12 protein-coding genes and 1 pseudogene are annotated in these 12,147 nt (G+C 63.4%); 11 read left to right on the top strand and 2 right to left on the bottom strand.

Translation table 11 applies throughout. The annotated features are described in order from the left end of the window. The 8 genes from P3W85_RS02960 to oiaK form a co-directional block, all read left to right on the top strand. Positions 1–208 (top strand): hypothetical protein (locus P3W85_RS02960; RefSeq protein WP_276263662.1); only part of this gene is annotated, 208 nt, incomplete at its 5' end. 73 nt (positions 209–281) lie between these two features. Next, positions 282–1,148, top strand: a complete 867-nt coding sequence (locus P3W85_RS02955; RefSeq protein WP_276263661.1) for an MBL fold metallo-hydrolase — start codon at positions 282–284, stop codon at positions 1,146–1,148. A 97-nt stretch (positions 1,149–1,245) separates the two neighbouring features. Beyond that, complete coding sequence (locus tag P3W85_RS02950; RefSeq protein ID WP_276263660.1) at positions 1,246–2,922, top strand: bifunctional protein tyrosine phosphatase family protein/NAD(P)/FAD-dependent oxidoreductase; 1,677 nt, start codon at positions 1,246–1,248, stop codon at positions 2,920–2,922. Positions 2,923–3,088: 166 nt separating this feature from the next. Next, positions 3,089–3,817 carry a transcriptional regulator NanR gene (locus tag P3W85_RS02945; protein ID WP_017227523.1) on the top strand — a complete coding sequence of 243 codons (729 nt, stop codon included), beginning with the start codon at positions 3,089–3,091 and terminating at the stop codon, positions 3,815–3,817. A 378-nt stretch (positions 3,818–4,195) separates the two neighbouring features. Continuing rightward, a complete protein-coding gene (locus P3W85_RS02940; RefSeq protein WP_017227522.1) occupies positions 4,196–5,551 on the top strand; it encodes an MFS transporter in 1,356 nt (451 codons plus the stop codon). 48 nt (positions 5,552–5,599) lie between these two features. Next, positions 5,600–6,430, top strand: coding sequence for a D-apionate oxidoisomerase (apnO, locus tag P3W85_RS02935; protein WP_017227521.1), 831 nt, complete (start codon positions 5,600–5,602; stop codon positions 6,428–6,430). Between the two features lie 68 nt (positions 6,431–6,498). Next, positions 6,499–7,743 (top strand): ribulose-bisphosphate carboxylase large subunit family protein, encoded by a 1,245-nt coding sequence (locus P3W85_RS02930; protein ID WP_276263659.1) that lies wholly within the window; start codon positions 6,499–6,501, stop codon positions 7,741–7,743. Next, positions 7,740–9,119: a 3-oxo-isoapionate kinase OiaK gene (oiaK, locus tag P3W85_RS02925; protein WP_276263658.1), complete on the top strand. Its 1,380-nt coding sequence runs from the start codon at positions 7,740–7,742 to the stop codon at positions 9,117–9,119. Before P3W85_RS02930 ends, oiaK begins: the two co-directional genes overlap by 4 nt. Positions 9,120–9,237: 118 nt before the next feature. On the opposite strand, the pseudogene P3W85_RS02920 reads toward oiaK, so the two are convergent. Beyond that, positions 9,238–9,372, bottom strand: a pseudogene (locus P3W85_RS02920) (methylmalonate-semialdehyde dehydrogenase); the annotation flags it as partial. 270 nt (positions 9,373–9,642) lie between these two features. On the opposite strand from P3W85_RS02920, the gene P3W85_RS02915 reads away from it, so the two are divergent. Then, positions 9,643–10,470, top strand: a complete 828-nt coding sequence (locus P3W85_RS02915) for an MlaD family protein (protein ID WP_276263657.1) — start codon at positions 9,643–9,645, stop codon at positions 10,468–10,470. Beyond that, complete coding sequence (locus tag P3W85_RS02910) at positions 10,467–11,075, top strand: ABC-type transport auxiliary lipoprotein family protein (RefSeq protein ID WP_276263656.1); 609 nt, start codon at positions 10,467–10,469, stop codon at positions 11,073–11,075. The genes P3W85_RS02915 and P3W85_RS02910 overlap by 4 nt, the downstream gene beginning before the upstream one ends. On the opposite strand, the gene P3W85_RS02905 is transcribed toward P3W85_RS02910, so the two are convergent. Further along, positions 11,072–11,623 (bottom strand): cytochrome b, encoded by a 552-nt coding sequence (locus P3W85_RS02905; RefSeq protein ID WP_276263655.1) that lies wholly within the window; start codon positions 11,621–11,623, stop codon positions 11,072–11,074. The two genes, P3W85_RS02910 and P3W85_RS02905, sit on opposite strands and share 4 nt — an antisense overlap. 253 nt (positions 11,624–11,876) lie before the next feature. Between P3W85_RS02905 and P3W85_RS02900 the strand changes: the two genes are divergently transcribed. After that, positions 11,877–12,147: hypothetical protein (locus P3W85_RS02900; RefSeq protein ID WP_017227516.1), on the top strand; the 271-nt coding region annotated here is incomplete at its 3' end.

Genomic DNA, 12,147 nt, shown 5'->3' with positions numbered 1-12,147 from the left:
AGGCACTGCCAACGCTGCCAATTTGGCAGTACCTGCTGCCGCCACCGCCTGCCACCTGGTGGCACGCCTGGCGGCGGGCCGCTGGAAATACCACATCGCCAGTAAAAAGACCTTTCGATTCATGAGCTTGCGGGAAACCAACGGGATTCCCTCAGGGTGGCACGATTCTTGTTCCGTTATGTCCGCAAGCGTCGCGACAGCCACCTGACGGTGGTCCCGGCGCTACCCCATTTGCCCCGATCCCCGCCGCCCTGGAGACATCCGTGCCGCCACGACCCCGAATGCACATCGAAGGCTTCTTCGACCCCCACACCAACACGATCAGCTATCTCGTGCTTGACCCGTCCACCGGACAATGCGCGCTGATCGACAGCGTGCTGGACTACGACGCCAAGTCCGGCCGCACCACCACCACCAGCGCCGACCGGCTCGTCGCGCGGGTACGGGAACTGGGCGCGTCGGTGCAGTGGATCCTGGAAACCCACGTGCATGCCGACCACCTCTCGGCCGCGCCGTACCTGAAGCAGCAGCTTGGCGGCCAGACCGCGATCGGCGCCAACATCCGGATCGTGCAGGATGTCTTCGGCAGCCTCTTCAATGCCGGCACCGAATTCCGCCACGACGGCAGCCAGTTCGACCAGCTCTTCGACGACGGCGCTGGTTTCGGCATCGGCACGCTGCAGGCCACCGCCATGCACACGCCTGGCCATACGCCGGCTTGCATGACCTTCGTGGTCAGCGACGGCGCCGGGACCGCGGCCTTTGTCGGCGACACCCTGTTCATGCCCGACTACGGCACGGCACGCTGCGATTTCCCCGGCGGCGATGCCCGTACGCTGTTCCGCTCGATCAACAAGGTGCTGAGCCTGCCGGCCGCGACGCAGCTCTATATGTGCCACGACTACCCGCCCGGCAGCCGCGAGGTGCAATTCGTCGCCACCGTGGCCCAACAGCTCGAGCAGAACATCCACGTGAAAAACGGCATCAGCGAAGACGAGTTCGTCGCGATGCGGCAGGCCCGCGACGCGACGCTGAGCATGCCGGCGCTCATCCTGCCGTCGGTCCAGATCAATATGCGGGCGGGACAGATGCCACCGCCCGAAGCCAACGGCACCCGGTATATCAAGATCCCTCTCAACGCCCTCTGACCACGCCAGCCTCTGATTTCTGATCAAGCTCCCGCCAGTCCCGGCCCCACAAACTGACAGACGCCGCTGGACAGGCCGCCCCCAATGGAGAGTATTCATGGAAATCCGTTTCCTCACCGGCCAGTTATCCGTCTCGCCACAGATCGCCAGCACGGATATCGAAGCCATCGCCGCCCAGGGTTTCAGGGCCCTGATCTGCAACCGCCCGGACGGCGAAGGACCGGACCACCCCGGATTCCAGGAGATCGAGCAGGCGGCACGGGCTGCCGGACTGGCGGCCAGCTACCTGCCCGTCGAGTCCGGCAAGGTGACCGACGCGCAAGGGGAAGCATTCGGCGCCTTGATGGCCGGGTTGCCCAAGCCCGTGCTCGCGTATTGCCGCACGGGCATGCGCTCCACCACCATGTGGGCCTTGTCGCAAGCGCGGCACATGCCGCTGCCAGAGATCGTCGGGCATGCGGCCGCAGCCGGCTTCGACCTGAAAGGGGTGGTGCGCCGCCTCGTCAACGGCGGCAAGACACCCGTCGAAGTCGCCGATGCCAGCCATGAAGTCGTCATTATCGGCGGCGGCGCCGCCGGCACCGCGGTGGCCTCCAGCCTGCTCGCGCGCCAGCCTGGCCTGGATATCGCCATCATCGATCCAGCGGACATCCACTACTACCAGCCCGGCTGGACGCTGGTGGGCGGCGGCGTGTTCGATCCCCGCATTACCGCGCGCACCATGGCCTCGGTACTGCCCCATGGCGTGCAATGGATCCGTGCGGCGGTAGCCGCCTTCGAACCGGAACACAATGCCGTGATACTGGATGGCTGCCGCGTCATCAAGTACCGGCAACTGGTGGTATGCCCGGGGCTGAAGCTTGACTGGGGCGCGATCGAAGGCCTGGCCGACACGCTGGGGCGCAACGGGGTGACCTCCAACTACCGCTATGACCTGGCGCCTTACACCTGGCGCATGGTGCAGCAACTGTCGCGGCAGGGACAGGGCCGCGCGGTGTTCACCCAGCCGCCGATGCCCATCAAGTGCGCCGGTGCCCCGCAGAAAGCCATGTATCTCTCCGCCGACCAATGGCTGCGCGAGCGCATGCTCGACAAGGTCGACATCCAGTTCTGCAACGCCGGCGCGGTATTGTTCGGCGTGCCCGACTATGTCCCGGCGCTGATGCACTATGTGGAGCGCTACGGCATCCACCTGAATTTCGGCGAGACCCTGGCCAGTGTCGACGGGCCGGCAGGTACGGCCGTATTCCGGCGAGCCCTGCCTGACGGCGGCATGGCGCAAGTCACGCGCGAGTTCGACATGCTGCACGTGGTGCCGCCGCAGAAGGCGCCGGACTTCATCCGCGTGAGCCCGCTGGCCGATGCGGCGGGCTGGGCCGACGTGGACCCGGCCACCCTGCGGCACAAGCGCTACGAAAACGTGTTCGCGCTGGGCGACGCGGCCAACACCAGCAACGCCAAGACCGCGGCCGCCGCGCGCAAGCAGGCGCCCGTGGTGGCCCACAACGTGCTCGCCCTGCGCGGCATGGCGCATGGCGAGGCGCACTACGACGGCTATGGCTCCTGCCCGCTGACGGTTGCGCGCGGCAAGGTGGTGCTGGCGGAGTTTCTCTACGGCGGCAAGGTCGCGCCCAGCTTCCCGAACTGGTTCATCGACGGCACGAAGCCATCCCGGGCAGCGTGGCTGTTGAAGGAACGGATACTTCCGTCCCTGTACTGGGAAGGCATGCTCAAGGGGCGCGAGTGGATGGCCCGCCCCGCCGTCGCGAGCTGACAGCAAGCCGAGGGGGCTGAGCGGTCAGCCGGGTAGCGGCGCCGGGCTTGCCCGTGCAGGCTCCCCATGAGCGACGCGGCGTGGCATCGGTTGCAAAACCACACAGCACGTGTGCCACGATATCCATGTCATCATGTGGCCTGATGACATCAGGAGTGCTTTAACCATGGCAAGCCCCGAGCCAATTCAGAGGCGGCGCCTTTACGAGGACGTGCTGGATCGCCTCACCGAACGGATCCGCAACGGCGAGATCGCGCCAGGCCAGCAACTACCCGCCGAGCGCGAGCTGATGGAGCATTACGGCGTGGGCCGCCCGGCCATCCGCGAGGCCCTGCAAGCGCTGGAGCGCGCCGGGATTATCGAGATCATGCATGGCGAGCGGGCCCGCGTAGTGATACCGACGCCAGAGCGGCTCATCCAGCAGATCGGGGCGGGCGCACAGCATCTGCTGCGCTCCGACCCGGACTCACTGGAGCACCTCAAGGGCGCGCGCGTCTTCCTGGAGTGCGGCATGGCCCAGCTCGCGGCTACTGCCGCGACCGAGGACGACATCCGCCGTCTTGCCGCGCGCCTGGAGGAACAGCGTGCCGCCCGGAATGACCCCTCGCTCTTCCTGACCCGCGACATGGCGTTTCATTGCGAGCTGGCGCGCATCAGCGGCAATCCGATCTTCCCCGCCATCGTGCAAGCCCTGTTCGAGTGGGCGCGCGAGTATTACCGCGGCATCGTGCGCGCGCCCGGTGCGGAGGAACTCACCCTGGCGGAGCATCAGCGAATCGTCGACGCCGTGGCCGCCCACGACGGCGAAGCTGCCGCGCAAGCGATGCGCGAGCATCTCACACGGGCAAACGCGCTCTACCGGACCCTGCAGGGTGCCACCGCGGATATCTCTTAGTTCTCCGCTCCCGACTCCCTGGTAACTCCCTGCGCCCACCTCCCCGCCGGCTAGCCGATCCCCGTATTGCCGCCCCGCGAGTGATGGCAGGCCGCTGAAACTCGCGGTTGGTCCAGCTCGCGCCTGCTGCCCTGGAGGCCGCCCTCCTCACGCCCGACACATTCAGGTCTCCTTGCCGCGCGCCGCCGGGCCGCTCGCGCTCGCCCCTCCGCGAGCATCGATACCGCTTGCTCCACTTTTCCTTTCTCCGCACAAACCCTGAGCAAATCCTTCTTGGCATGATGGTGTACTCATCATACCATTAGGCCAGACGAGCGACACCAGTCGCGTCCGACAGCGCCGGCAACCGATGACCAGGCGCGCGCCAAAGGAGACAACGTGGAAACCACCATTGCAACCGCCGCCGTGGAGCGGTCAGCCATCCGCAAGGTATCGCTCAGGCTGGTGCCGTTCATTGCGCTGATGTTCTTCATCAACTTTCTGGACCGGACCGCCATTTCGTTTGCCGGCCCCAACGGACTCACCAAGGACCTCGGCCTGACGGCCGCGCAGTTCGGCTTTGCCGCCGGCGTCTTTTTCGTCGGCTATATCCTGCTCGAGATCCCGAGCAACCTCGCGCTTCACAAGTACGGCGCACGCCGCTGGCTTGCCCGCATCATGGTGAGCTGGGGCGTGGTCGCCATCCTGTTCACCTGGGTCAGCAGCGTCGAAGGCTTGTACTTGCTGCGCTTCTTGCTGGGCGTGGCCGAAGCCGGTTTCTTCCCCGGCGCCATCCTGTTCCTGAGCATGTGGGTGCCGGCCCGGCACCGCAGCCACGTCCTGTCGTTGTTCTACCTGGCGCAGCCCCTGACCATCGTGATCGGCGCGCCGGTCGCGGCGTTGCTGATCGAGGCCCATGGACTCTTTGGCCTGGCCGGCTGGCGCGTCATGTTCTTCGGCGTGGCGGCTCCCGCCATCGCGGTCGGCGTGGTGGCCTGGTTCTACCTGGCCGACAAGCCTGCGCAGGCAAAGTGGCTGAGCCAGGCGGAGCGCGACTGGCTCACGGAGGCACTCGACAAGGAAGAAAAGGTAAAGGCCCATTCCCACGGCGTGCTCGCCGGCAAGGCCTTGCTCAACGGTCGGGTCTGGGTGCTGGCGCTGACCTATTTCGGCCTGATCTACGGTCTCTATGCGCTGGCCTTCTTCCTGCCGACCATCATCGGCGGATTCGAGGCGCAGTACGGCAGCAAGTTCAACGTGTTCCAGAAGGGCTGGATCACCGCCATCCCGTACTTCCCCGCCGCGATCGCACTGTTCCTGTGGAGCCGCGATGCGACGCGGCGCGGGGTGCGGCCTTGGCACGTGGGCCTGCCCGCGCTCGTCGGCGCGGTCAGCATTCCGCTGGCGCTCTATATGAATTCGCCCGCGGCGACAGTCGCGGTCATCACCGTGACCGCCTGCGCCATCTTCTCCGCGCTGCCGACGTTCTGGTCGATCCCGGCTCGCTTTCTCTCTGGCGCCGGGGCCGCCGCGGGCATCGCGCTGATCAATACCATCGGCAACTTTGCCGGCTTTGCCGCCCCCTATGTGACGGGGACGATCAAGGATGCCACCGGCTCCTACCAGGTGCCGATGTTCATCGTCGGCGGTTTCATGCTGCTTTCCGCGTTGCTGGTCTTCGCCATCTCGACGACGGAAAAGCGCAGCGGGAGCGAACCGGGCGGCGTGCTTGAGCCGAAGGCGAATCTGAAGTGATGTCGCGTTGCACCGGCTTCGCGATGTGTTCTCAACTGGGGAATTAGCATGAAAGAGAAAATTGCACTGTTTGGCGCTGGCGGAAAGATGGGGGTACGCCTCGCCAGGAATCTGCTCAAGTCCGACTACCGCGTCAGCCATGTCGAGGTGAGCCCGGTTGGCCAGAAGCGCCTCAAGGACGAGCTTGGCGTCGAATGTGTGGGCACCGATGAAGCACTGGATGGCGTTGACGTGGTGATCCTCGCCGTTCCGGATACCATCATCGGCAAGATTGCCGCCCAGATCGCTCCCCAGCTCAAGGCCGGCACCATGGTCATGACGCTTGACGCCGCGGCACCGTTCGCCGGCCATCTGCCCGACCGGCCTGACCTGACCTATTTCGTCGCCCATCCCTGCCATCCGCTGATCTTCAACGACGAGACGGATCCCGAAGCGCGCCGCGACTACTTCGGCGGCGGCGCCGCCAAACAGTCGATCACCAGCGCACTGATGCAAGGCCCGGATGAGGCATTCGACCTGGGCGAGGCGGTGGCCAAGGTGATCTACGCCCCGATTCTTCGCTCCTACCGCCTCACCGTCGACCAGATGGCCATCCTGGAACCGGGGCTCTCGGAGACCATCTGCGCCACCCTGCTCTACGTCATGCGCGAAGCGATGGACGAGACTGTTCGCCGCGGCGTGCCCAAGGAAGCGGCGCGTGACTTCCTGCTCGGCCATATGAACATCCTTGGCGCCGTCATCTTCAACGAGATCCCCGGCGCGTTCTCGGACGCGTGCAACAAGGCAATCGAATTCGGCAAGCCGCGCCTGATGCGAGACGACTGGATCAAGGTGTTCGACCGGGAAGAGATCGCCGAGAGCATTCGTCGCATTACCTGAGCCAGAGCGCACAAGGCCAACCATGCTGCCGGCGGGCCGGCAGCCCGCGTTTCAAACAGGAGTGAGCAGTGGGCGAACGTATCTTTGCCAGCTATTGGCTGGAAACCGGGGACGACCCCCAACGCGCCGCGGAGGTGATCGCCGGCGAACAGTCCAGCGGAACCTTTGTCGCCTTGCCGACCGAAACCCCGGAACTGAAGCGACGCTCGGGTGCGCGTGTGGAGCGGCTCGAGGTGATCGAGCGGGTCAACACGCCTAGCTTGCCGGGCGGGATGCAATCGGATGTCTATACCCGCTGCGCGCTGCAGATTTCGTGGCCGGTAGAGAACCTGGGGCCATCCCTGCCCAACCTGATGTCCACCATCGCGGGCAATCTGTTCGAGTTGCGGCAAGTCAGCGGCCTGCGCATCACCGACGTGCAGTTGCCACCGTCGTTCGCCGAGGCGTATCCGGGGCCCGCATTCGGCATACAGGGAACGCGCGAGCTTGCAGGGGTAAGCTGTGGCCCGCTGATCGGCACCATCATCAAGCCGAGCGTGGGCCTTTCCGTCGAAGAGACGGCGCAACAGGTCAGGGAACTGGTTGCCGGCGGCATCGATTTCATCAAGGACGACGAACTGCAGGCTGACGGCGGCTATTGTCCGTTCGACGAGCGCGTCTCCGCGGTCATGCGCGTCGTCAATGAAGAAGCCGGGCGCAGCGGCCGCAAGGCGATGGTGGCTTTCAACCTGACCGGCGACCTGGACCAGATGAAGCGCCGACACGACCATGTGCTGGCGCAGGGCGGGACCTGTGTCATGGTTTGCCTGAATTCGGTCGGCATCGTCGGGCTGCAGGCGTTTCGCCAGCACTCCCAGCTCCCCATCCACGCCCACCGGGCCGGTTGGGGGTATCTCTCGCGCAGCCCCCACCTGGGCTGGGACTATGCGCCCTGGCAAAAAATCTGGCGGCTCGCCGGTGCCGACCACCTTCACGTCAATGGCCTGCGCAACAAGTTCAGCGAATCCGATGAGAGCGTGATCGCCGCGGCGAAGGCGGTTCTCGCCCCCGCGATGGCGCACAAGCCCATGCCCGCCATGCCGGTATTCAGCTCCGGGCAGACGGGCCTGCAGGCGGAGGACACCTATCGGGCGCTCGGTACGGCAGACCTCATCCATACCGCCGGAGGCGGCATATTCGGACATCCGACTGGGGTGTCGGCCGGGGTCGAGGCCTTGCGCGAAGCCTGGATCGCGGCGATGAAGCACATCCCGCTGACGCAGCACGCCGTCACAAGCCGGCCGCTGAGCCAGGCGCTGGAGTTCTGGCGATGAACGCACCCGCCCCTGCCGCCCTTCCCGCCGGCCTGCTGCTCGCCTACTACGGGGACGATTTCACCGGCTCGACCGACGCCATGGAAGCCATGGCCTCGGCCGGCATTCCCACGGTGCTGTTCCTGGAGCCGCCCACCCCCGACCTGCTGCAACGCTTTCCCGGGGTACGCTGCGTCGGGCTCGCCGGCTCCTCGCGCGGCCGCGATACCGCCTGGATGGAAGCCGAACTGCCCGCGGCCTTCGCCAGCCTGGCAAGGCTGGGCGCGCCGGTACTGCAATACAAGATTTGCTCGACTTTCGATTCGTCGCCAACCATCGGGTCCATTGGGAAGGCCATCGACCTGGGCACGCGCGCGTTGGGAGGACGGTGGGCGCCCATGGTGGTCGGCGCGCCGCGGCTAAAGCGCTACCAGCTGTTTGGCAACCTGTTTGCCGCCGTTGACGGGGAAGGCTACCGGCTGGACCGTCATCCGACCATGGCGCGTCATCCAGTGACCCCGATGGCGGAAGCCGACCTGCGCGTTCATCTGCGCCAGCAGACGGCGAGGCGAATTGCGCTGGTCGATATGGTGCAACTGCAGAGCGGCCACGGAGGGGAGCGTGTGGCGGCCATCGCCGGGGACGATACGCCGGTCGTACTGATCGACGTACTCGACGAGGCCACCTTGCTGGCAGCCGGGCAACTGATATGGGAGGGCCGTGGCGACGGCGTGTTTACCGCTTCCTCGTCGGGACTGCAATATGCGCTGACAGCCTATTGGCGCAAGCTTGGCCTGATCCCGCCCCTGCCGGGCCTGCCCGCCGCACAGCCCGCGCCCGTGATAGCCGCGGTCAGTGGCAGTTGTTCGCCGGTAACGGGGGCGCAGATAGGCTGGGCCGCGCGGCATGGCTTCGCGACCGAGCGCCTCGATGTCGGGCGGATCCTGCGTGATGAAACCAACGAGGCGGAAATCGAGCGCGTGGTGGCGCTGGCTTGCGCCGCGGCCCGTGGCGGCACCAGTGTCGTGGTCTATAGCGCCAGCGGACCGGAAGACCCCGCCGTTGCAGGCTTCGAGACCATGGCGCGCGATGCCGGCCTGTCCCGTCCGGTGGCCGCGCGCCGCGTGGGAGCTGCGCTTGCGCAGGTCATGCGACGTATGCTCGATCGCACCCGCCTGACCCGCATCGTCGTGGCCGGCGGCGACAGCTCCGGCGAAGTGGCCAGCGCACTGGGGATATCGGCCTTGTCGGTGATCGCCGGCATGGCGCCCGGGGCGCCCTTGTGCCGGGTATGGTCCCGCTTCGCGCAGCGCGATGGCCTGGAGATTGTCCTCAAGGGCGGACAGATCGGAGACGAGTCGTTCTTTGGCTCGGTCCTGGCAGGCAACGGCGGCTAGCGCGCCCATAGGTTGCGCCCAGCTTCCCGAACGGGCTCAGCGATGGCGCGAAGCCGCCCCGGGCAGCGTGACATTGAAGGAACGGCTACTTCAGCTGCCCGTGGCGCCTCAGCGGGCCTCACCTGGCCGTCGGCATCGCAAAATCCGCTCCCTTCGGCGTGCTATCCGACCAGCGCTGCATGACAGACTTCTGCCGGGTGTAAACGCGCACGCCTTCCTCGCCATAGGCATGCATGTCGCCGAACGGGGAGCGGGAACGGCAGCATCGCCAAGCTTGCTTCGGTTGCTCGCAACCCGCAAACAATCGAAAAGGGATCTGCGTACGGTAGCGCACTGGAGAGACTGGCAATGCTCTCTCAGGATATGCGCACCCGCCTATCATTCCCATCGAGTGAACTTCATTTCGCCTGGCCTCACGGTTCAACGAACGCGCGCGGCCGCCGCGGTAGCTGCAACCAGGCGCGTATGCCTGGGATCTGATACGCGTCCCCACGATCCCGTCAATTCCCGGAGGCAAGGTCCAATGGAAAGTGACATCAACACGAAAGCGCGGCTTACGCTTGCAGTACTCCTGCTGATTCTGGCGATCGTGGGAATCACCTGGTATGCCTTTTCGGAAGGCCGATATGTGACCTATCAGTTGAATACCCAGGAATCCGTCTCCGGTCTGATCGCCGATGCTCCGGTTGAGTTCCACGGCGTCGAAGTCGGAAAGGTAAAGCGTGTCGGACTAGTCAATCCGCGAACGGTAAGTGTCTTATTAAGCATCGAAAAAACTGCGCCGGTTACTGCGGCGAGCGTGGCGACAATTACGTCCCGAGGTCTCGCGACACGAGGTTTTACTGGCTATGTCTACATCTCCATCGAGGATATCGGAGTCGATCCACGACCGCTGGCCAAGGGCTCCGGAGAACCTTATCCAGTCATACCGTCGGCACCGGCGAAAGTCGAAACGCTCGATACGTCGATGGGCCAGGTTAATGAGAATTTTCAAGTCGTCTCCACACTGCTGGAGTCCCTGCTCGACAAACCGACCATCGCCTCCCTGCAGCAATCAGCCGACAGCCTGCAACAGATTACGAAGGTGCTGGCAGACAATACCAGCAAACTGAATACCATGCTCGCAAGCACTGCGCGCGCCAGCCAGCGACTTGAACCGCTCCTGGATGCTAGCCATGACAGCGTAAAGGCGCTTCAGACGCAAATACTGCCGCAGACGTACAAGGCGCTATCTGACCTGGAGAAGCTTTCCGGCTCCCTCTCTGATCTGACAGCCAAGATCGATCGGGATCCATCCATCCTGATCCGAGGTACTGTACAGCCACCACTCGGCCCTGGGGAGAAAAAATGAAACTCGATCCTTTCAGGGCGAGTTTTTTCATTATTCTCATCCCCCTCCTGTCCGGATGCGCGTTGCTGTCGCCTGCCCGGACAGAAATTAATAAATATGTTTTGAATACAATCCCTTCCAGCATCCCCATTGCACGGCCTCACTCCGCCACCCTCTTGGTATTGCCCCCCCAGACTGCATCGATCTATGCTTCTACACGGATGCTCTATACGAGTCGCGCATACCAGATCGAGTATTTCAGTGAAAATGAATGGGCGGCAACACCGGAGCAGATGATTCAACCGCTGATCATCAATACACTGCGCAGCACTCGTTATTTTAGCAACGTGATGTCGCCGCCCGACTACGGTAGCCACACCTTTGTCCTTCGCACCGACATCCTGGAACTTCGGCAAGACTTCACCGCAGATCCCGCAATACTGAAGATAACGATCCGCTTCGATCTGAGCCGAGAGGCGGCCAGTCAGGTTATAGCCACCAAGGAATTCTCGGTGCGAGAACCCATGCAAGCAAGGACCCCCTACGCGGGCGTAGTGGCAGCCAACGAAGCTCTGGGAAAGGTCTTGCGCGATCTCGCCATCTTTGTGATCGAGAATGTCCATTAAGGCAGCATTTTCCGCAAGGTATCGTCCTTGAAGACAAAATGGTGCCACAATGCGGCACTCACGTGAATGAATATAAAAAAGACGAGCGCAAATCCCAGCCACCGGTGAAGTTCAATGAGCTGATGAAACAGAAGATCATCATGACGAACAAAATCATGCAGCGTAAAAATACCGAAAAACGATACAGGAATGCCGGCGGCCGATGACATGACCCACCCAGTTATCGGCAGTGCAAATATAATAAAATAAAATATCAGGTGGACGGATCTTGCGGCTATCTTCTGCCAATCTGGCAGTTGCGAATCCAATGCGGGCATGGTCTGGGTTGCACGCCAAACCCAACGCACCAAAAGCAGAACAAACACCAGCAAGCCAACCTCTTTATGAAAGATAATCAATACGATCTTCTCCGAATTGAAGCCAACATCCGGGAGCATGACCATGTAGATTCCCAGGGCCGCGAGTCCTATAACAAGAATCGCCATCGACCAGTGCAACAGGATCGCGATAATTCCATACCGCTCCTCACTATTCTCGATCGGTGCCATCGCTCGCACTCCCTTCAGGAGGAGATTCAGACGCTGAAGATAGTATGCACGCGGGCCTGCTTGCCGGGATGGAGATTCCATAGTCTGGCCCCACCGCCGCGGCATTCCTCTGCGCGTGTGACGGCTCGCTTCCGCCACCTTTTGCAGCGTGTGCCAAACCGAGCCGCAGGGGCAACGACCTATGACCGATGCCGACCGAGGAAACTTGCCAGCCAGTTGCCGGCTCTAATTCTGTGGGTGAGAAGGAGCTATCATGCGCACACTCATGTACTTGACCTTGACGGCCTTGCTTGTCGGTTGCACGACACAAGCCGAACTCACCGCCCAGGCGACGCGTGAGGTCGACCAGATGATCCAGGTTTATGGCCCCGCTTGCGAGAAACTGGGATACCGAAGCAATTCCGATCCATGGAGGGATTGCGTTTTGCGCCTCGACGCAAAAGACACAACCGATCGCTACAACAGTTACCCCACTTCGACGACCTGCTTCGGGCATCGCGGATTTTTCCAATGTACCTCGTTCT

Source organism: Cupriavidus basilensis (assembly GCF_029335485.1).
In the GTDB taxonomy this organism is placed as follows: domain Bacteria; phylum Pseudomonadota; class Gammaproteobacteria; order Burkholderiales; family Burkholderiaceae; genus Cupriavidus; species Cupriavidus basilensis_E.
The sequence above is the reverse complement of the archived record's forward strand: the minus strand, read 5'-3'. Positions and strand labels throughout refer to the sequence as shown.

Coding starts and splice junctions, on each gene's coding strand:
- apnO (WP_017227521.1), top strand. CDS start 5,600: ATGAAAGAGAAAATTGCACTGTTTGGCGCTGGCGGAAAGATGGGGGTA.
- P3W85_RS02905 (WP_276263655.1), bottom strand. CDS start 11,623: ATGGCACCGATCGAGAATAGTGAGGAGCGGTATGGAATTATCGCGATC.
- P3W85_RS02950 (WP_276263660.1), top strand. CDS start 1,246: ATGGAAATCCGTTTCCTCACCGGCCAGTTATCCGTCTCGCCACAGATC.
- P3W85_RS02945 (WP_017227523.1), top strand. CDS start 3,089: ATGGCAAGCCCCGAGCCAATTCAGAGGCGGCGCCTTTACGAGGACGTG.
- oiaK (WP_276263658.1), top strand. CDS start 7,740: ATGAACGCACCCGCCCCTGCCGCCCTTCCCGCCGGCCTGCTGCTCGCC.
- P3W85_RS02915 (WP_276263657.1), top strand. CDS start 9,643: ATGGAAAGTGACATCAACACGAAAGCGCGGCTTACGCTTGCAGTACTC.
- P3W85_RS02910 (WP_276263656.1), top strand. CDS start 10,467: ATGAAACTCGATCCTTTCAGGGCGAGTTTTTTCATTATTCTCATCCCC.
- P3W85_RS02955 (WP_276263661.1), top strand. CDS start 282: ATGCACATCGAAGGCTTCTTCGACCCCCACACCAACACGATCAGCTAT.